Annotated in this window: 14 protein-coding genes; 9 read left to right on the top strand and 5 right to left on the bottom strand. The window is 68.8% G+C overall.

What is annotated here, in order from left to right; all coding sequences use genetic code 11:
* Positions 1-135 precede the first annotated feature (135 nt).
* The 6 genes from G4D87_RS13350 to G4D87_RS13325 all read left to right on the top strand — a co-directional run bounded on the left by G4D87_RS13350 (position 136) and on the right by G4D87_RS13325 (position 10,336).
* On the top strand, positions 136-1,779 hold the full coding sequence (locus G4D87_RS13350) for a DUF1800 domain-containing protein (protein WP_240358243.1): 1,644 nt from the start codon (positions 136-138) through the stop codon (positions 1,777-1,779).
* A gap of 3 nt (positions 1,780-1,782) precedes the next feature.
* A complete protein-coding gene (locus tag G4D87_RS13345; protein WP_163782441.1) occupies positions 1,783-3,327 on the top strand; it encodes a DUF1501 domain-containing protein in 1,545 nt (514 codons plus the stop codon).
* Between the two features lie 214 nt (positions 3,328-3,541).
* Entirely contained in the window at positions 3,542-5,635 is a 2,094-nt protein-coding gene (locus G4D87_RS13340) for a hypothetical protein (protein WP_240358242.1), read from the top strand.
* An 80-nt stretch (positions 5,636-5,715) separates the two neighbouring features.
* Positions 5,716-7,413: an MBL fold metallo-hydrolase gene (locus G4D87_RS13335; RefSeq protein WP_163782440.1), complete on the top strand. Its 1,698-nt coding sequence runs from the start codon at positions 5,716-5,718 to the stop codon at positions 7,411-7,413.
* Positions 7,413-8,834: an aKG-HExxH-type peptide beta-hydroxylase gene (locus G4D87_RS13330; protein ID WP_163782439.1), complete on the top strand. Its 1,422-nt coding sequence runs from the start codon at positions 7,413-7,415 to the stop codon at positions 8,832-8,834. Before G4D87_RS13335 ends, G4D87_RS13330 begins: the two co-directional genes overlap by 1 nt.
* Complete coding sequence (locus G4D87_RS13325; protein ID WP_163782438.1) at positions 8,831-10,336, top strand: radical SAM protein; 1,506 nt, start codon at positions 8,831-8,833, stop codon at positions 10,334-10,336. The genes G4D87_RS13330 and G4D87_RS13325 overlap by 4 nt, the downstream gene beginning before the upstream one ends.
* Before the next feature lie 24 nt (positions 10,337-10,360).
* Here the strand turns inward: G4D87_RS13325 and G4D87_RS13320 are convergent, their stop codons facing one another.
* Both G4D87_RS13320 and G4D87_RS13315 read right to left on the bottom strand, forming a co-directional pair.
* On the bottom strand, positions 10,361-11,338 hold the full coding sequence (locus G4D87_RS13320) for a glycosyltransferase family 9 protein (protein WP_163782437.1): 978 nt from the start codon (positions 11,336-11,338) through the stop codon (positions 10,361-10,363).
* Positions 11,339-11,411: 73 nt separating this feature from the next.
* Complete coding sequence (locus G4D87_RS13315) at positions 11,412-11,603, bottom strand: hypothetical protein (protein ID WP_217917400.1); 192 nt, start codon at positions 11,601-11,603, stop codon at positions 11,412-11,414.
* A gap of 280 nt (positions 11,604-11,883) precedes the next feature.
* Here G4D87_RS13315 and G4D87_RS13310 point away from each other — a divergent pair, with 280 nt between their 5' ends.
* Entirely contained in the window at positions 11,884-14,307 is a 2,424-nt protein-coding gene (locus tag G4D87_RS13310) for an ABC transporter permease (protein WP_163782436.1), read from the top strand.
* 3 nt (positions 14,308-14,310) lie between these two features.
* On the opposite strand, the gene G4D87_RS13305 is transcribed toward G4D87_RS13310, so the two are convergent.
* Positions 14,311-16,068, bottom strand: coding sequence for an ABC transporter ATP-binding protein (locus G4D87_RS13305; protein ID WP_163782435.1), 1,758 nt, complete (start codon positions 16,066-16,068; stop codon positions 14,311-14,313).
* A 111-nt stretch (positions 16,069-16,179) separates the two neighbouring features.
* A complete protein-coding gene (locus G4D87_RS13300) occupies positions 16,180-17,400 on the bottom strand; it encodes a M20/M25/M40 family metallo-hydrolase (protein ID WP_163782434.1) in 1,221 nt (406 codons plus the stop codon).
* 246 nt (positions 17,401-17,646) lie between these two features.
* Between G4D87_RS13300 and G4D87_RS13295 the strand changes: the two genes are divergently transcribed.
* The gene (locus G4D87_RS13295) at positions 17,647-19,248 is read left to right on the top strand and encodes a GMC family oxidoreductase (RefSeq protein WP_163782433.1); all 1,602 of its coding nucleotides are present in this window, start codon (positions 17,647-17,649) and stop codon (positions 19,246-19,248) included.
* A gap of 2 nt (positions 19,249-19,250) precedes the next feature.
* On the opposite strand, the gene G4D87_RS13290 is transcribed toward G4D87_RS13295, so the two are convergent.
* The gene (locus G4D87_RS13290) at positions 19,251-19,766 is read right to left on the bottom strand and encodes an OmpA family protein (RefSeq protein WP_163782432.1); all 516 of its coding nucleotides are present in this window, start codon (positions 19,764-19,766) and stop codon (positions 19,251-19,253) included.
* Between the two features lie 246 nt (positions 19,767-20,012).
* On the opposite strand from G4D87_RS13290, the gene dgt reads away from it, so the two are divergent.
* Positions 20,013-20,589, top strand: a 577-nt coding sequence (dgt, locus tag G4D87_RS13285; RefSeq protein WP_163782431.1) for a dGTP triphosphohydrolase, incomplete at its 3' end; no start/stop codon positions are given.

The following is a 20,589-nucleotide window of genomic DNA, read 5'->3' as shown; positions in this document are numbered from 1 at the left end:
GTCGGCGGTCCTCCGCCTTCAACTTCAACTTGATGGGCGCCGCCTGCTTCCTTGCCGTGGGCTTCATGAGCCACCCCCTCATACAACCAGCGGCTCATGCCTTAACTTCGCGCAGTCTGAGGACTAGCCATCGTCGTGTGCGCGACCGCGTGCGCACCGGAAGACAGTCCCCCGGAGGTCGTGGAGAGCGAAGTGCTCGGTCAGCAGGCGCAGGCCGCCGAGCCACTGGACACTCCCTCCGAGGCGAATGCCGTCCGCTTCCTCGAACAGGCCACCTTCGGACCGAAGCTCGCGGCCGGAGCGAGCCCCCTGCCCATCGACTCGGTGGAGTATGTGGTGGCGCAGGGCATCACCGACGCCATCACCGCGCAGCTCAGCGCCCCGCGCTCCACCTACAGCGGCGCGCTGGGGACGCGGGACATTGGCTCCCAGTTCTTCACGAACGCCATCCAGGGGAGTGACCAGCTGCGGCAGCGCGTGGCGTTCGCGCTGAGCCAGATTTTCGTCGTCTCTCAGTCGGGCATCCCCAACCTGATGTCCACGCCGGAGTCGGAGCCGAAGCTGGCCATGGCCGGCTATCTCAACCGGCTGTCCACGAACGCCTTCGGCAACTTCCGCACGCTGCTGGAGGCGATGACGCTGGACCCCGCCATGGGCACGTACCTGGACATGGCGAACAACAAGGCCTTCAAGACGAACGGCCAGGCCGTCGCGCCCAACGAGAACTACGCGCGGGAGATGCTCCAGCTCTTCACGCTGGGGCTCCACAAGCTCAACGATGACGGCACGGAGAAGGTGGACGCGCAGGGCGCGCCGATTCCCGCGTACACGGAGGCGCACGTCCAGGCCTTCGCCCATGCGCTCTCCGGGTGGACGTATGCCAGCGACACCGGCTGCCCGACGGTGGGGCGCTCGAACCCGGCCAGCTACGCGCAGAAGATGATTGGCTGCAACGTGAATCACGACTCGACGTCACGCGTGCTGCTGCGCGGCGTGTCCACCACGGCCGGTGGCGGCGCGGCGGCGCACCTGAAGCAGGCGCTGGACAACGTCTTCGCGGACCCGAACGTGCCGCCGTTCATCTGCAAGCAGCTCATCCAGCACCTGGTCACCAGCAACCCGCGTCCGGCCTATGTCCGGCGCGTGGTGAACGTCTTCAAGGACAACGGCAGCGGCGTGCGCGGCGATTTGCGCGCCGTGGTCCGCGCGATTCTGGAGGACGTCGACGCGCGCGGCCCCCAGGCCCCCGCGACGCAGTCCGCCAGCTATGGCCACCTGCGCCCGCCCGCGCTGTTCGTCACCACCCTGGTTCGCTGGCTCAACGGCACGCTGGACACGGTGGGCGGCACCAAGGACCCGGGCGCGAAGCTGGCTTCCTGGAGCAGCGCCATGGGCCAGGCCGTGCCCCGGCCGCCGTCCGTCTTCAGCTACTACCCGCCCAACGCGCCTGCGCCGGGGGGCAACGGCCTGCTCGGTCCCGAGTTCGCCATCCTCGACACGGCCACCATCACGGCGCGCGCCAACTTCGTGCATGAGCTGCTGTATTCGACCACGCCAGCCAACGCGGGCGTCCTGGTGGACGTGAGCGCGCTCCCGGCGGACTCGAATGAGCTGACGGTGTGGCTGGGCCGCTACTGGCTCCACCAGACGATGTCCTCGGACCTCCAGCTCACCGTCTTCAACGCCATCACCGATTCACGCGTGGGGAACTCGACGCGCAAGCGGAAGCTGGCCGTCTATCTCACGTCGCTCTCCCCCGAGTTCCAGGTTCAGAGGTAGCCCATGTCCTTCTCGAGACGACAGTTTCTTCGTGGTACGTCCAGCGGACTGGGCCTGCTCGCCGCGTCGTCCGCGCTGCCTCGCTGGCTGGTGGGCGAGGCCGAAGCCGCCACCCTCGGCGGTTACGCGGGCTACCGCGCCGCCGTCAGCGTGTTCCTGCTGGGAGGCAATGACGCCAACAACCTCCTGGTGCCGCGCGGCGCCACGCCCTACGCGCAGTACAGCGCGGCGCGGCCGAACATCGGCATCCCCCTGGCGGACCTGCTGCCCATCAGCCCGGCGGGGCAGGCCGCCAACTCCTACGGGCTGCACCCCGCGCTCAAGAAGGTGCAGGCGCTGTTCGGCCAGCAGCGCGCCGCGCTCGTGTGCAACGTGGGGCCGCTGGTGGTCCCCATGCGCAAGGCGGACTACACCAACGGCGCCACCGCCCGGCCGGACAACCTGTACTCCCACAGCGACCAGCAGGACGCGTGGGCCAGCGCCATCGCCAATCCCTCCACCGCGCCGGTGCCCTTCGAGCTGGTCGGCAAGACGACGGGGTGGGGTGGCCGGACGGCGGACAAGCTCCACGGCCTCAACCCGGGTGAGTATCCGGAGGTGGTCTCCTTCGGCGGCAAGCCGCTGTTCGCCGCGGGGGCCGTGCGCCAGCCGATGATGGTGTCGCCCAGCGGCACGCTCGCGTTCCGCCAGACGTCCGACGCCGACTTCAACGCGCTCCAGACGCAGGCGCTCGCCGACGTGATGGGGCACACGAACGGCGTCACGCTGGAGGCGTCCTACGGCGGCATCTTCACGCAGGCGCAGACCTTCGCCACGGCCCGCGCCGCGGCGCGCGAGGCGGCGTGGGCCGCGCTCCCGGAAGCCACGCGTGTCGCCATCGACGCGCTGTTCGTCCCGCCCCCGGGCGGCACCAACTGGACGCTGCTCACGCAGCTCTACCAGGTGCTGCGGGACCTCGTCGCGGGGGCGACTGCCACGGCCCTGGGCGGCCTGGGCCTGAGGCGCCAGGAGTTCTCGGTGGGCCTGGGCGGCTTCGACACGCACGTGGGGCAGCTGCCGACGCACAACGCGCTGCTCACCCAGCTCGACTTCGCGCTGGACGCCTTCTACCAGGCGGTGGCGCTGCTGCGTTCGTCGGGGGCGTTTGGTGCCGCCCCGCCGCAAGCCACGCTCTTCACCATGAGCGACTTCAGCCGGACGATGGTGGAGAACTCGGACCGGGGCACGGACCACGCCTGGGGCGGCCACGCCATCGTCCTTGGCGAGCGCGTCCAGGGCGGCCGGCTGTACGGCACGTACCCGGACCTGGACCTGGCCTCCAACGGCGTGAACAACCTGGACACCACGGACTCGCGCGGTCGCTGGATTCCCACCCTGTCGGTGGACCAGTACGCCCATTCGCTGGCGCGCTGGCTGGGCCTGTCGACAGCCGCCGAGCGCGAGTACGTGTTCCCCAACCTCGCCGGCTACATCACCGCGGCGACGGCGGGCGGCTATCCCGCCTCCGCCCGCTCGAATCGCATCGCGTTCATGCTGGCGGACACGTAGTCCCGCCGGGAGCCCCGGTGCGTGTCTCGCGCCGGGGCTTCGGGCCTTCGTTGCCGGGTGGAGGAGGTGGCGTCGCGAGTGTATCAGTTCGCCATTTTTACATGGAGTGGGGGTCTAAATTGATTTCATCCATTTACCTGGAGAGGTGATTGCCCTGCGCTTCACGCTCGGGCACGCTTTGCGTCCATTCGCCAGCGTCGCTCGGAGGAAGCCCGTGTCTGTTGAGATTCCAGGAGAGCCGATCCGGCCCTCGGCAGAGATGCTGGATGGCGCGATTGGCGCGGCGGTCGCCGCACTGGAGCAGCTTCCCGTCGCGGAGCTGCTGGCCGCCACGGGAGCGGGGGTTCATCCGGTAGACTCCCCGGCGGCGGCGACGCTGGTCCTCCTCGCGCTGGCCGAGTGTGAGGGGAATGGGCGTGCGCAGGTGGAGGCCTGCGTGCGGCGGCTGCTCTCCAGCCGCGATGCGACGGGCTGCTGGCGCTTCTCTCCTGATTCGAAGCTGCCGGGGGCGGGCGAGTCGGCCCGCGCGCTGGTGGCCTTGAAACAATGGAACATCCCGCTGGAGCCGTCCCCGGCGCTCGATGCGCTCCTGTCCCGAGACGCCGCGCGAGGGCATGGAAACACAGGGCCCGAGTCGGGAACTGTCGCCAGCGAGGGCGCCCCTCCTGACGGGGACGTCGTCACCCACGCGGACCTCCTGCTCCTGGCGGCGCACGAAGGGCGGTCACTTCCGGGCCGTGCCGCGTTCGTTGCCGAGCAGCTTCGGACCCGGGGGCTTCTGTCGTGCGTGCGCGGCCCGCCCGCTGCCGCGGCTTCGCCGCTCCTGCTGGGCTACCTGCTGACGCGCTGGGTACGACGCGCGGGTGACCACTGGCAGCTCGCGGTCCCCCTCCGGGATGAGCTCATTTCGCTCTGGGAGAAGGGGGAGGTGCGGGGGGCGGTGAATGTCGCCCTCGCCATGAGCGCCCTGATGAACCTGGGGCGGCCCACGGACGTCAACCTCTTCGAGCGGACGTTGGATGGCATGGCGTCCCTGCTACTGAGCGGGCAAAGCGAGGAAGGACTCTGGCCGGTGGCCCCGCTGTACGAAGCCGGGGACGTCGTCCATGGCTCGCTTGAAGCATCGGCGGCGCTGTGTGTCGAAGCGCTCGTTCGTTACCTCCGAATCGCCCGCATCGCGGCGGACCGGACCGACAACTTCCTCCCCGGTACGCTCCCGTCTCGGCCGGGCACCTGGAAGGAGACGCTGGCCGCCTTCGATGATGACTATCCGCCCGCGTTGTTCGCACCCGAGTCGCGGGCCCGCCTGCGCGAGCTGGGCGAATGGCTGCCCGCGGCGCTGGAGGGCGATGGGGGCTTCGAGGTCCGGCTGCTGGACGGGGCGCCGCGGGTGGACTTCATCCTGGGTATCAAACACGACGGTCAGGCGCTGCTCGCTGGCAGGCATCCCCACGCCGAACTCCCAGCGCCATTGTTCGCCGCGCCCGAGTGGCGGCGCATCCGCGACTTCGCGAAAGGGTGGGCCGAGCCGGGCGGGCTGCTCGACAGGGAGGTCGACGCGTTCTGGCTGGAGTTCGACCTGGATGCGCCAGTCGCCTCGCCGCCGCTGCCCATCGTGTTTCTCTGCACCCGGGACCAGCCCGTCGCCGTCAACGAAGCGCTGCATCGGCAGAAGTCGGACACCTACCGCGCGACACTCCACGCGGGGCTCCCGCTCTTGCGTGGGGACGACGCGCCGCTCACGCCGGAGCTCCAGCGGGAGATGGACGTCTGCATCGAGGCACTGCCTGCTGGCGCCCACCTCTATGCGGCCTGTGTGATGATGTCTCGGCGCAGCAAGAACCTGCGCTTCACGCTCAAGAACGTGCCTCCGGAGCGCATGGTGTCGTACCTGGAGGCCGTGGCGTGGCCGGGAGACTTCCAGCAGCTGCGGGACTGCCTCGCGTGGCTCCTCCCGCTCGGCGTCAATCGCTTCATGCTCAACCTGGACCTGGCGCCCCGGTTGCTGCCGACGCTGGGGCTCGAGTGCTCGTTTCAGGGGCGCGCGCAGCCCGCCGAGGAGCCCCGGTGGCAACTGCTGCTCGACGAGCTCGTGAAGCGGGGGCTCTGTGCACCCTCACGGCGTGACGCGTTGCTTGCCTGGCCCGGGCGGACGCAAGTCAACCTGCCCGATGGCTCGGCCGTGCGCGAGAGCGTCTTCGACAAGCGGCTCGCGCACGTCAAGCTGGGCTTGACGGGGGCACCGCTGATTGAAGCCAAGGCCTATCTGGCCACGCACCGTACGTCCGAGCGCCTCAGGACGCGCTGATCCGTCATTCCGGAGCATGGATTGACGCTCGGGGATACGAATTGATACGTTGAATTCTGAATATTCAGAACAGGCATGCTGTGCAGACTTTTATCGAGCACCTGGGCCACACTTCTTTTGCCATTCACCGCGGTCCACTGAGGGTTCTCATCGATCCGGTGCTGGTGCTGCGGGAGCTGGAGTTCCGACAGCCTGCGTGCCCCGCGTGGTTCTTCGATGACCTGTCATCGGTGGACGCGGTCTTCTTCTCCCACGCGCACGACGACCATCTCCATCCTCCCAGCCTGTTGGGGCTCCGCGAGGACGTCCCCCTCTACTTCCTCGACAAGCCGAAGCCGGGCGCGGCGCCCGAGTCGAGCGCTCGCGCGATTCTCACGGCGCTGGGCTTCCGCAATCTCCATCCCTTCCTGGAGGGGGACGTCGTCGAGCTGGCCCAGGACGTGCGCATCCACATCCTCCCCGCGCAGTGTTCCGGGGAGGGCGAGGAGCAATGTGCCCTGCTGGTGGAGACGCCGGAAGTGCTGGCGCTGGACGCGGTGGACGTGACGGATTCGCCCCGGACTCGCGAAGCGCTGGAGGCCTTCCGGGGGCGGATTGATGTCGCCTTCGTCCCCACGGGGGCCTCGGTCCAGTGGCAGGGGTTCTGGAATCAGATGGACTCCGTGGGCGCGCTCGCGTTCTGCGACTGGTTGAAGCCAGCGCGCATCGCGACCTGCGGGGGCACGCTGTCCATGGCGGGGCGGCCGAGGGAAGACCGCCTGGAGCGTTATCCGGTTGACCGGGCGCATTGGATGGCCGCCGCGGTGACGCGCGCTCATGACTCGGCGCTCCTGCCCTGGAAGCCCCCGTATCGGCTCGCCTACGACAAGCACGAACTGGCGCGTTGCGCGCTGCTGCAGCCCGGCCGTCGTTTCGAACCGGCGCGGGGGCCGCGGCGTCCCCAGGCCCTGTTGACGACCTTCTTCACGGGCTATCACCCCAGCAAGCCCATTCAGCGTTGGGGATGGGGCGACAACACCGACCTCGCGCGTTGGCTGGAGCCGTTCGAGTCCATCCGGGAGGTGGTGCGCGCCTCCACTCGCGACCTGCGCTCCCTGCTGGAGCGTTGCCAGTCGTCCGTCAACAAGACCCCCGCGGCGGTCCTGGTGCCCCGGACGCTCCGCTGCCTCGTGGAGGGCAAGGCCTTCGAGCTCGCGGCGCGGCTGGTCTCGCTCCTCCCGTCGAGAATCTCGGAGCCCGCCGACATGGACGCTGGCTACTTCGCCGCTGTCGAGGCGCTGCTCCAAGGCGAGCCGGAGCTCGCGGAGTCGCTGCGGGAGGACCTGGCGGCCTGCCAGTGGATGGACCGGGGCCTGTTCCACCTTCAGTGCATGTCGCGCCGGATGAAGGAGCTGGCCCGCCGGGACGAGCGCACCGAGACGCTTCGCTCGAGCCACCTGTCGGTCCTGCGTGACAGCCTCCTCCAGCGCCGCCCGGTGTTGGGGCCCTACCACCTGCGCGTCACGCAAGACCTGGCGCGGCTGCTGGACGCGCGCCCGTTGTCGCCGGAGACGTCCGAGGTGCTTTGCTACGCGAGCCCGGCGGGCATCCGCTATCAGCCGCTGTCGACGCTCGAGGTGCTCCTGCTGGAGCAATGCGACGGCCGCACGGTCGCCGAGATGGTCGGCGACGTGAGCGCGGCCCTCTCCCTGCCTCACGACGACGTCCGGTCGGCCATCTTCACGTTCCTGTCCCACCTGACGCACGAGTCGCCGTTGGTGCTCGACTGGAGTCACTGATGCAATTCCAAGAGGCCTTCACCTTCCCGACGCCGTTGTCCCCCGAAGCGGAGGCCTCGGCGCGGGAGCTGTTGCAGGCGCAGCGGATGGGGCAGCTCGACTTGCTCATGGGCTGGGTCCAGCAGCCGGAGCGGCTCGGGAAGCTGGGGGACTGCGCCCCGGAGCTCCAGTCCCTCCTCTCCGAGACGTTCGAGCTCGTCGAGCGCGCGCCGGCGCTGGCGCGTGAGTTCCTGGAGCACTGGAGTACGACGGTGCTGCTCGGCCGCTTGCTGGGGCCCGCCGTCGTCAGGCCCGACCTGCTCCAGCGCTTGCTGGGCAACCTCGCGTCCCTGCTCATCATCCAGCGGCTGCGGGGAGAGGTCACCCACGGCGAAGCCTCCTTCGTGACGCCGCGGACCCTCTATTGCCTGCCTCGGGGTGAGCGGCTCGACGTGCGCGTCCCCGGCGAGGGGCGCCTCGTGTGGCGCTTCTCTGGCGCGGAGTGCCTGCTCTCCGCCGAGGGGCACGCTGGCCCCGGGCTGCGGCTCCCCCTGCCGTTGACGGGGGATGCGCCCGTGAGCCTCCAGCCGCTCCCCTGGTCTCAGACGTGGAACGTCCCGGTGTTGGACGACAGCGAGATGCTCGGCATCACCGGCCGGAGAGACCAGGCGGGCATCCCGGATGATGGGAGCACGGGCACCTGGCGGCCCATGCCCCTGCCGCGCAGCGCGGAGGAGGCCTTCCACATTCTTGGGGAGCTGTGGCCCGAGGTGCTCGACTGGGCCCGCGTGCTGCTGCCCGCGCTCGTCGACATGGGGGGCCCGGAGAACCGGAGCGTGCGTTGCTCGTCCTCCTATGGGGCGGGCACGCCCATCTTCCTCACGCGCGTGGCCCACGGCCTGGAGCACGCGGAGGACCTGGTCCATGAGCTGCAACACGAGCGCATGTACCTGCTGCTCGACGCGCGCGTCTTCGGGCGGTGGGACGACGCACGTCCCGAGTTCGTCTCCGCCTACCGCACCGACCCGCGCCCCCTCCGCGGCCTGCACCTGGGCCTGCACTCCTTCCTCGCGGTGAACCGGCTCCGGCTGCTGGCGCTGGACAGGCCCGAGTTCAAGCAGCGGGAGTGGCGCTTCCAGTTGCTCAAGTCACACCGCTGCAACCTGCTCTCCTTCCGGACCCTCGTGGACTTCGAGCGTCCCACGCCCGAAGGGCGCGTGCTCCTCGCGCAGATGGCGCGGGCCCTGGCTGAGCAGCACCCGCTCATCGAGCGGGTCGCGGATGCGGACATGGACCAGGCCTTCGAGGCCTGGATGAAGCAGCACTTCTCACGGGTGGCCGCCAGCGGCCCCGTGGTGAATGACGCAGAGACATACATGGACTGGCGCGAGGCGGCAGTGCTCGCGGCCCACTATTCCCAGCATGCCGGAGGTGCTTCATGAGGGTTCCAGGGTTGCGCTATCGCGACGAGTGGCTGCCCAACTTCTTCCCCGCGAAGCAGGTGGGCCCCGACCACTTCGTGCGGCTGTCCCGGACGGGCGCCATGCAGCTGCTGTCGGGCGCGGAGAATGCCCAGCTCGACGAAATCTCCATGGATGAGGCCCTGTTCGCGCGGCTCGAGCAGACCAGCCACCTCATCACCGCGCAGAACTCCTCGCGAGTGATGGAGGACCTCAAGCGCTGGCATGACCGGACCTACGCGGGGCCGGGGCTCCACATCGTCGTGCTGTCCAAGCGGTGCAATCTCAACTGCACCTACTGCCACATGAACCCGGAGAACATCTCCGCGGACGCCAAGCACTTCGACATGCAGCCAGATGTCGCGGATGCCATCATCCGCTTCGCGCTCGGCTCTCCAGCCCCCTTCCTGGGGTTCGAGTTCCAGGGCGGCGAGCCCTTCTTGAACTTCGAGGGCATGAAGTACTTCGTCGCGGAGGCGCGCAGGCAGAACGAAGCCGTGGGCAAGCGGCTGCGCTTCTCCGTGGTGAGCAACCTCATGGTCGCCACCGACGAGCACATCGCGTACTGCATGGAGAACCGCATCAACGTGTCGTATTCGTTGAACGGCCCCGAGGACATTCACGACTCATTCCGAGTCACGCGGAGCGGGGCGGGCAGCTTCCGCAAGGTCATGGAGCGGCTGACCTACTTCCGCGACCGATATCCCAGGGTGCTCAGCGCGTCACCCCTGTGCGTGGTGGGGGCCTCCAACGCCAAGGAGCTGAAGCGCACCATCGACTTCTATCATGCGCAGGGGTTCAAGGACCTCGCCATCCTGAAGCTCAAGGCCCTGGGGAACGCCCGCAAGGAGAAGCTGCCCTTCGACATCCAGGACTTCCTCCGCTACTACCTGGACGCGCTCGACTACATCTACGAGAAGAACCGCCAGGAGAACGAGAACTACTCCGAGCGCGTGGTCCGTGTCGTCCTGGCCAAGATTCTCCAGACGACGGATACGGGCTTCGTGGACTGGCGCAACCCGGTGGGGGACTTCGGTTCGGCCATCACCTATGACCATGACGGCGAAATCCTGCCGTCGGACGAAGCCCGCTCGATGCGCTCGGAGTTCGGGTTGGGCAACGTCAAGGGGACGACCTACGACGCGCTCATCCGCGACAAGGCCACGTTCCGGTCCATGAACCTGTCGCTGCGAGATCGCGACCCGCAGTGCCGCGAGTGCGCCTTCAATCCCTACTGTGGCGTGCTGCCGGTGCTCGACTACGCCCGGACCGGGGACGCAACGCCGCGCCCCCATGCGTCCGAGGAGTGCCTGCAGACGTTGGCGGTCGTGGAGTGGGTCATGCGCAAGCTCGTGGAGGACCCCATCCCCCTGTTGCGGATGATGCCTGGAATGGACGCCGCCCTGGTGGAGATGGCCAATGGCCTGCCGGCGGAGGCTTCCGCGCAGGCCGTGCCGCCGTTGCTGAGCGTGCAGAGCGGCTGAAGCGCGGGCTGAGGGCGGCCCCGCTCAGGCGGGCCGCAGCAGGCCGGCCGCGAGGTCCGTGAGCGCGCCGAGGACCGCGTCCTCGGTGATGTCGTCCATGCTCCCGTTCCCCGTGAGCTCGCGGAAGGCCGGGGTGAGCCGGAACCCCCACTGGAGGGGAGACGTCGTCCCGAACAGGCCCACGGAGGGGAGCCGGAAGAAGTCCGCCGCGTGCAGCATGCAGGAGTCGATTCCGAGGAAGCCATCACACGCGCCGAGCAGCGCCATGGCCATATCGAGTGAGGCGCCTTGAGCGGCCAGCACCCGGCCTCCATGCACCATGGGCTCCAGCGCCGTGGCGCCGAAGTCCACGTTGAGGACCAGCCATTCGGGATGACGTTCGAGGAAGGCATCCAGCACGGCGCGGTAGCGGGCGACGGGCCACTGCTTCCGGGAGCCTGTCTCCGTGTGGAGCGCGAGCACCCGGGCCCCCGCGGGGACGCTGTCGCGAAAGTTCCTGGCCGCCGCGGTGGCCTCGGCCGTCAGCACGGGGGCCTGGGCGAAGTCCTCCAGCCGCAGGGTGGGGACCAGCCGCTGGGCCAGCGCGAAGAGCCGGTCCAAGGCGTGCTGGGACTCCTCGCCGCGGACCCAGTGCTTGTAGCGGCGATACAGGCCCACTGTTTCAGTGGCCGCCGGGAACCCCTCGAGCAGCTCCGAGACGCCCGTCGCGTGCCAGGTGTTGAAACACAGAAACAAGTCGCAAGTCCCAACGGCCTGCCGGAGCGCCTCCGCGTCGATGCTTCGCTCCGTGCCCTGCGTCGTCGCCCGCACCTCGTGAATCTTCATGAGCCCGAGCTCTTGATAGAAGAACAGGCTTGAATCACCGGGTGCCCCCACCAGTCTGATTCGACCCGGGTAGAGCTGACTCAGGGCTCGCAGGGCGGGAAGGGCGAGGAGCCGGTCTCCAATCCCATTCAGGTGAAACACGACGGGGGCCTGGGCCGAGCGAAGTTCCTGCTGCATGGAGGGGGAGTCCTTGCGTCAAGACAACCTGCTCCCCGGCACCCCAGGATGGGCGCCGGGGAGCAGAAACCTGCTAGAACCAGCCGTCAGACGTATGGCTGGTGTGATCCTGCGGCTCCTTGATGACCGCGCGCGCGGACATCATGGGGAACTCGCCACGACCCAGGATCATGCTCAGCTGGCCGCGGAGCGCGTCAACCTTCGCGGGGTCCAGCTGCTTGAACGTCACCACCTCGGGCTTCAGAACGATGTTGCTCTCAACCATGAGGGACTCCAGGGGGTGAATCAAACCACACGCGTGGCACGGATTTATCGCCGCACGTGCCGAGCCTGACGCCAGATGGTGCCTGCGGCTCGGATCTCCAAGAGTACGGCGAACCTGGAACGAAAGTCCAGGCGCAGACATGTTTTTGATGAAATGTCTGCCAGTTTTGAAATTTCACGGACTTGGGTGTTCTCGCGCGCCTGTCCGGACCTTCGTGGAGATGCGGAGATGCGCTTCGCCGGAGCACACGCCGCGTGGCATGCTGCTGCGCGAGAGGGTCATGGATACACTTCGTCAGGACATCCGGTTCGGCGTCAGGCTGTTGCTCAAGAGCCCGACGTTCACCCTGGTCGCGATGTTGACGCTGGCGCTGGGGATTGGCGCGAGCACGGCGATATTCAGTGTCGTCAACTCCATCTGGCTCCAGCCCATGCGCTTTCCGCACGAGGAGCGCCTGGTGATGGTCTGGGACTCGCTTCCCAAGGCGGGGGTCGAGCGGAGCGAGACGTCGCTGGCGACGCTGGCGGACTGGAGCGAGCAGGCGGGGGTCTTCGAGCACGTGGCGGGGATTGTCCCGCGGAGCTTGAACCTGGGCGGCGCGCTGCAGCCGGAGCGGCTCCAGGCGTTCCGGGTCGGCGCGGCGCTGTTCCCCGCGCTGGAGGCGAGGCCCTCGCTGGGCAGGGCGTTCTCCGCGGAAGAGGACCGCGTGGGGGGCGAGGCGGTGGTGGTGCTGTCGGACGGGTTGTGGCGGCGCCGGTTTGGTGGCGCGCCCTCCGTGCTGGGTGAGTCCGTGACGCTGGATGGTGCGCCCTACACGGTCGTGGGCGTGATGCCGAAGAGCTTCGACTTCCCGCCTGGCGCCGAGGCCTGGGTGCCGCTCGCGCCGACGCAGGCGGAGCTGGACGCCCGAGGGGACCGGAAGGTGCGGGTGGTGGGCCGCCTCAAGACGGGCTTCTCCGTGGCGATGGCGGAGGACGCCCTGCGGAGGCTCGCGGGGCAGCTGGCCGAACGGTACCCCGACACGGATTCGGAGCGCACCGTGCGGCTGACGTCCGTGCGCGAGGCCTACCTGGGGCCCTTGAGGCCGCTGCTCATCACCCTGGCGGGCGCGGTGGGCTTCGTGTTGCTGATTGGCTGCGCGAATGTCGCGAGCCTGCTGCTGGCGCGCGCGGCGGCCCGGCGCAAGGAGCTGGCCATTCGGGGGGCGCTCGGGGCGAGCCCGACGCGCCTGATGGTCCAGGCCTTGACTGAAAGCGTCCTGCTGTCGCTCCTGGGAGGGGGCTTGGGAATCCTGGGCGCGCTGTGGGGCACGCACATGATTGCCACCATGCTGCCGCCCGGATTGGCGGAGCGCCTGCCCGGGTGGCAATCCATCCAGGTGGATGGAGGGGCGCTGCTGTTCTGTGTCGGGCTGTCCGCCATCACCGGGGTGCTGTTCGGTCTGGCGCCCGCGTTCCAGATGTCGCGGCAGGACCCGCTGGAGGCGATGCGGGAGGGGGCGGGCGCCACGGCGGGACGAAAGAGCATCCGCTCCGCCCTGGTGACGGCGGAGGTGGCCCTGGCCTTGATGCTGGTCGTCGGCGCGAGCCTGATGCTCCGCAGCCTCTACCAGCTCCAGGGGACCTCCCCCGGCTTCGCCGCCGAGCGCGTGTTCTACTTCGACGTGACGCTGCCGGAGACCCGGTATCCGACGGATGCCGACCAGGCGCGCTTCTTCCATTCGCTGCAGGAGCGGCTGTCCTCCATTCCGGGAGCCCAGGCCGTCTCCGCGGCCAGCCTGCCGCCCATCAGCCGTCGCAGCCAGAGCTCGAACATCTATGTGGCGGGTCAGCCAAAGCCGCCGCCCGGGCAGCTGCCCGAGGCCAGTCAGCGCGTCATCTCCCCAGGCTACTTCCGGACCATGGGCATCCCCTTGCACGAGGGGCGCGACTTCAATGCGCTGGACGTGGCGGAGGCCCCCCGGGTCGCGATGATCAACTCGGCCCTGGCGCGGCGCTTCTGGCCCGGAGCGTCGCCGCTGGGCAAGCGCTTCTTCACGGGCGGCGCGGAGCCGTGGGAGGTCATTGGCGTGGTGGGCGACGTCCGGGCGCTGTGGCGCGGGCAGGTGAGCTCCTCCGTGCCGGAGTTCTACCTGCCGCTGGCCCAGGCCCCACGTGACGCCATGGTGATGATGGTGGCCGTGGGGGGGACGGGCGTGGCGGTGCCGTCGCTGGGGCTGGCCTTGCGTGAGGCAATGGCCTCGTTGGACCCCGAGCAGCCGCCGCCGTCGCCACGGCCGCTGGAGGCGCTCATCGCGGAGTCGTTCGGCTCCCGGCACCTGCTCGCCGCGCTGCTGGGAATCTTCGCGGGGGTGGCGCTGCTGCTGGCCGCCGGGGGCGTCTACGGCATCATGGCCTACTCCGTCACCCAGCGGCGGACGGAGATTGGCGTGCGCATGGCGCTGGGCGCGCGGGAGGTGAGCATCTTCTGGTTGATTCTGAGCCAGGCGCTGCGGCTCGCCGGGCTGGGGGTCGTCATCGGCTCGGTGCTGGCGCTGCTCCTGGCGCGTGGCCTGTCGAAGCTGCTCTTCCAGGTCAGCCCCGCGGACCCGCTCATCTTCGCCGGGACGGCGTTCGTGCTGCTCTTCGTGGCGTTGGTGGCGGGCTACGTGCCCGCCTGGCGCGCCGCGCGCGTCCCGCCCAGCATGGCCATGCGCGAGCAGTGAGGCTCAGGCGGCGATGAACTGCCGCTCCACGAGGCGCTTGTAGAGCCCGTCCTGGGTGATGAGCGCGTCGTGGCTCCCGTGCTGGACGACGCGGCCCTGGTCCAGCACGAAGATGCGGTCGACGCCCGCCACGGTGGACAGGCGGTGGGCGATGATGAGGGTGGTGCGGCCCACCATGAGCCGGTCCAGGGCCTCCTTGACCAGGTGCTCGCTTTCGGAGTCCAGCGCGCTGGTGGCTTCGTCCAGGATGAGCAGCCGCGGATCCTTGAGGACCGCGCGGGCAATGGCGACGCGCTGCTTCTGCCCCCCCGAGAGCTGGATGCCCCGCTCGCCGACGCGCGTGCGGTAGCCCTCTGGAAACTTGCACACGAAGTCGTGGGCGTTGGCGATGCGGGCCGCGGCCTCCACTTCCTCATCGGTGGCGTCGGTGCGTCCGTAGCGGATGTTGTCGGCGATGCTGCCCGAGAAGAGCGTGGGCTCCTGCGACACGATGCCGATGTTCTGACGGAGCCAGCGGACGTCGAGCGTTCGCAGGTCCGCCCCGTCAACGAGGAGGGCCCCCTGGTCCGGATCGTAGAAGCGCATCAGCAGCGAGGCGATGGTCGACTTGCCCGCGCCCGAGTGACCCACCAGCGCCACGACCTCACCGGGGGCGACGTCCAGGTCCAGGCCTTTGAGGACGGGCACGTCCTGGCGCGTGGGGTAGCTGAAGCTGACGTCGCGGAAGCGCAGGTGGCCTTCCATGTGCGCGGGCCGCTCGCCGCCGTTGACGGAGATGGCGGGCGTACGGTCGATGAGCTCGAAGACGCGCTCGGTGGCGCCGCCAGCCTTCATGAACTCCGCCCACAGCTCGCTCAGGGCGCTGACGGCCATGACGACCATCAGCGTGTACATCAGGAAGGAGGTCAGTCCGCCCACCGTGATGCCGCCCGAGACCACCATGTGCGTGCCATACCAGAAGACGAGCAGGGTCGAAGCCAGGCCGGTGAAGCCCGTCCCGCCCATGAAGTAGCCCGAGGAGACGATTCTCGTGCGCGCCAGCGCCAGGGCCTTGTTGATGGCGCGGCCATAGCTCCGGCGCTCCGCGTCTTCGGCGACGAAGGCTTGGACAGTCTGGATGCCATAGAGGGACTCGGCGGCGACTTCATTGGCCTCCGCCACCGCGGCCTGGGCGTCTCGTGAGAGCTGCCGGGCCTTGCGGCCGTAGAAGAGCGCCCCCAGCGTCACGGGGGGGACGACCGCCAGCATGACGAGCGTCAACCGGGGCGAGGTGTAGAACAGCAGCGCCAGCCCGCCAAACAACGTGGTCGCGTTGCGGAGCATGATGGCGATGTGCGTACTGACGGCGCCCTGGATGAGGGCGGTGTCCGTGGACAGCCGACTGGTGAGACCGCCCGTGCGGTGCTGGTCGAAGAAGGCGAGCTCCTGCTCCAGCAAGCTGCGATACAGCCGCTCCCGCAGGTTGCTGACAATGCGCTCACCCGCGAGGTTGAAGAAGGCGAAGCGCAGCCCGATGGCCACCGACTGGATGAGACACACCCCCAGCATCCACAGGGTGGTGTCATTCACCCGGTCAATCGTGGCGGTCGTCAGGGCTTCGTCAAGGATGACCCGGATGGCCTGTGGAAAGAGCAGGCCTCCCGCGCTCCCAATGAAGAGGAAGCACGTCCCGAGCAAGAGCAGTCTCCACTCGGGACGAGCCAGCGCCAGGACGCGACGAAGGGATACGTGGCTCAGCGGTGGATTCTGAATCAAGCCCATTGCACGCAGGCTAGTCCAGATGCGACCAAAGTTGTAATCCCGCTAAAACTGGCGATGCAGGTGTGGGGCCCCGGCGCATGTCTCGCGCCAGGGCCCCGGGGCCTTCAGGGGCTACGGCATGCCGCCCTTGGCCAGCTCGGCGACGTAGGCGGCGGCGAGCTTGGAGAACTTGAGCGCGTGCGCGGCGGTGCTGTCGGAGTTCGCCAGGGTGTCCCGCGAGGTGTGGATGTTGGGGTTCTTCTGGACGACGGTCCCCTCGAAGGGGATGGAGGCCGCGAAGCCCTGGTTGTGCCAGGAGGCGTGGTCCGAGCACCCGTAGCCGCACGTCGTATTGGTGTACGGCACGCCGACGTACGTCGTTATCAGGTTTCGGATGAACTGGTTCTGGGCGGAGTTCGTGTTGTCGGTGACGATGCCCACATCCGAGGTGGCGTTGGGGTGCTTGAAGTTCGTCATGTCGAGCTGCATCACCCCCACGACGTTGACGTTGTTGTTCTTGTGCCAGAGGGCGATTTCACGGGAGCCGCGCAGGCCCGTCTCCTCCGCGGCGTAGGCCATGAACTTCACCGTGCGCTGGGGCCGGTAGCCGCGGGCCATGGCGGCGCGGATGACCTCGGTGAACGTCGCGATGCCGGACGCGTCGTCATCGGCGCCGGGCGCGGCGCTGGTGGAGCTGATGGAGTCCAGGTGGCCGCCCACCACGACGACCTCGTTGGGCAGCGTGGTGCCGGGGATGGTGAGGATGACCGAGGGCTGCCGCCAGCCCGTGTGCGGGTAGTACGCCACGGTGACGTCCGTGCGCCCCGCGCCGGTGACGTAGCCCCGCCACTTCGTCAGGAGCAGGGCCGCGGCGTCCACGCCACCTTGAGAGGTCTGGCTGCGCGTGGGGAAGGCGGACAGCTCGGCGATGGTGGTGCGGATGTTCGAGGCCGAGAGCGCACCCATCAGCGAGTTCACGGTCGCCGCGTTGGTCAGGGTGTAGCTGACGGCCTTCTGGGTCGCCTGGGGGGACACGGGCGCCAGGGACGCCAGTGCTTCTTCCTGCGTCTCGTAGGTGATGAAGCCCGCGCACCGGTCGAACTTCTCGTGCATCATCACCGCCAGCCGCGACAGCTGGGACTCCTTCAACTGGAACACGCCCGCGTGCTCCTGCTGCGTGAGGGCGGTGGGCACGTTCCAGCCTTCGGCCGCGAAGGTCTCCTGCATGGGCGCGATGGCGTCCGTTCCAATCGCAATCCAGACAGTCTTGTCGTCTGGCTTTGCCTTGAGCGGCTCGGCAAGGGCCAGCGGGGCACTCAGCAGCAACAGCGAGACCGGCATCCAGGTCTTCATCCGCATTGCTCCTCCAGGGGCACGGCGTTGCGTCGCAGCACGGGGGTCGGGCTGCGGGGAGGAGCCTCTGCTTTTCGAGAAATAAAGGCTTTCTGTGGGTGGTTTGGAGTGTTGGAAAGAAGACAGACCCGGGGTGAAGGCGGGCTGGGCGGGCAGGCGCTTCGTTCCCCGCACCGCCTGAATCTCCGCGCCGGGCTGACGCATCCCTTTGTCGTAGAGTGGCGGCCAAGGGGAGGCAGGACGGCCATGGACTGCGACTGGCTCATCATCGGCTCGGGGTTCGGCGGCAGCGTCAGCGCGCTGCGGCTGACCGAGAAGGGCTACCGCGTCGTGGTGCTGGAGAAGGGGCGGCGCTTGCGCGCCCCGGACTTCCCGAAGACGAACTGGGAGCTGAAGCGCTGGTTCTGGAAGCCCCTGCTGGGGTGGCGGGGCCTGTTCGAGATGACCTTCTTCCGCCACGTCACCGTGCTGTCGGGCGTGGGCGTGGGCGGCGGCTCGCTGGTGTACGCCAACACGCTCCCCATCCCCCGGGACGACTTCTTCCAGGCCACCTCGTGGGGGCACCTCGCCGCGTGGAAGGAGGAGCTGGCGCCGCACTACACCACCGCGCGGAGGATGCTGGGCGCCACGCCGAATCCACTGCGCACCGTGCCAGACCAGGTGCTCCAGGACGTGGGCGCGGACCTGGGCCGCACGGACTTCCAGCCCACCACCGTGGCCGTGTATTTCGGCGAGCCGGGTGTCACCGTGAAGGACCCGTACTTCAACGGTGAGGGACCGGACCGAACGGGCTGCAACGCGTGCGGCGGGTGCATGCTGGGGTGTCGCTTCGACGCGAAGAACACGCTCGACAAGAACTACCTTCACCTGGCGGAGCGGCGCGGCCTCACGCTGCACGCGGACACCGAGGTCACCTGGGTGCGACCGCTGCCGGAGGGAGGCTACGAAGTCGAAGCGCTGCAGGGGGCGCGGCGCTTCTTCCGGAAGAAGGTGCGCTTCACCGCGAAGCAGGTCGTCTTCGCGGGGGGCGTGCTGGGCACCCTGGACCTGCTGCTCAAGTTGAAGGCGCGCCCGGACGGACTGCCGCGCCTGTCGGACCGGCTGGGAGACGGCGTGCGCACCAACTCCGAGGCGCTCGTGGGGGTGGTGAGCGGCCGCAAGGGGCAGGACTTGTCACGGGGCATCGCCATCGGCTCCATCCTGCACACCGACGCCCAGTCCCACCTGGAGCCGGTGCGCTACTCGGCGGGCTCGGGCTTCTTCCGGTTGCTGATGGCGCCGCAGGTGTCTGGCGCCACGATGCTCCAGCGCTTCGCGCGGTTGGTGGGCCTGCTGGTCCGCCATCCGCTGCGCTTCCTCAAGGCGTGGTTCGTCCCGGACTTCGCGCGGCGGACGATGATTCTGCTCTACATGCGCACCCTGGAGGGGCACCTGCGCATGAAGCGCTCGCGGAGGCTGGGGCTGAGCACGGCGCTCCAGGAGGGCCCGGCGCCGAGCGCCAACATGCCGGAGGCCTTCGACCTGGCCCGGCGCGTGGCGGACAAGCTGGATGGCTATCCGATGACCATCCTCAGTGAGACGTTGCTGGGCATCCCGACGACGGCGCACATCCTGGGCGGCTGCTGCATGGGGGACTCGGCGGAGACGGGCGTCATCGACTCGCGGCACCGCGTCTTCGGCCATGAGGGGTTGTACGTGGTGGACGGCTCCGCCATCTCCGCCAACCCGGGCGTCAATCCGTCACTCACGATTACGGCGCTGGCCGAGCGCGCGATGACCTTCATCCCCGAGGCCCGGACGGCGCCGCGGGACGAGGTGGACGCGCCCGCGGGGGCCCGCGTGGGCTGAGGCTACAGCCGGACCTGGAGCTCGTAGCGGCGGTTCTTCGCCTTCTTGGCGGCGGTGTCGTCGGGCTTCACCAGCGGCTTCTCGGAGCCGAAGCCCACGGCGATGATTTCGCTCCGGGGGATGCCGCGCGCGATGAGCTCCTTGACGATGGTCTCCGCGCGCTGCTCGCTGAGCTTCTTGTTCTTGGCCGCGTCACCGGTGGAGTCGGTGTGTCCGGAGACCTCGAACTTGTAGGACTTCAGGCCGGCGGCGACGAGCTGCTTCTTGGCGTCGACGAGCGCGTTGGTCAGCTTCTTGAGCTTGGCGTCGCAGCCGGCTTCGAGCGTGGCGGTGCCCGTCTTGAAGCTGCACTGGTTCTGCCGGCCCTCGTTCATCAGCTTGGTGTTGACGCGCTTCTCCACGGCGGACTTGCCGGCATTGCCCGCGGCCTTGGTGAGGGAGCCGAACCCTCCCTGCGCGGAGGCCACGCCGGGAAGGGTGAGTAGCGACACGGTGATGCACAGGGCCTTGAGCTTCATACGTGAGGACGCCTCCGGTAGCGTGGCGGTGTTCGCCGGGCGGGAGGCTGCCCGGGGGCCGCGCCTTCGTCCAGCGGCGCGGTGTCTGGTGGGACGGGTGACGGGGGCCCGTCCGCCCGGCTGGTAAAACTTGCCTCGGTGCGTGAGGGGAGCAGCATGCCTCCCCGGGTCCCTTCGCACAGCGAGGCAGGCGTGAGCAGCAGCAGGCGAACCGAGTGTTGGCGGCGGCTTCTTTCAGGTTACCGGGTGGGCTCGGAGAAGAAGCAGGCGGAGGCGCCAGCGCCCGCCCTGAGCGACATGGACGCGCTGCTCCAGGACGAGCGGACCGACTACGACCGGGACTATGACCGCATCGTCTTCTCCGCGGAGTTCCGCTGCCTGCACGACAAGACGCAGGTGTTTCCGCTGTCCACGAGCGACTACACGCGCACGCGCTTGACTCACAGCATCGAGGCTTCCTGTGTCGGGCGCTCGCTGGGCGCGCTCGCTGGGCGTGGGTTGCTGGCGCGTGACGTGAAAGTGAATCCCTCGCATCTGGGCACGATTGTCGCGGCGGCCTGCCTGGCGCATGACATTGGCAATCCGCCCTTCGGACACTCGGGCGAGGCGGCCATCCAGCATTGGGTGTCACAGCGACTGGTGCCTCCAGATGGACGGCCGAGCCCGTTCGAGACGATGGCGCAGTGGAAGGACCTGGAGTCCTTCGAGGGCAACGCGCAGGGGTTTCGCATCCTCAACCGGCTCCAGTCGCGGGAGCGGCGGGGCGGCCTGCGCTACACGGCGGCGACGCTGGGGGCGATGAGCAAGTACCCGCGCGCGTCGG

The organism is Myxococcus vastator (genome assembly GCF_010894475.1).
Taxonomy (GTDB): domain Bacteria; phylum Myxococcota; class Myxococcia; order Myxococcales; family Myxococcaceae; genus Myxococcus; species Myxococcus vastator.
This window is presented reverse-complemented; position numbering and strand designations above follow the sequence as displayed.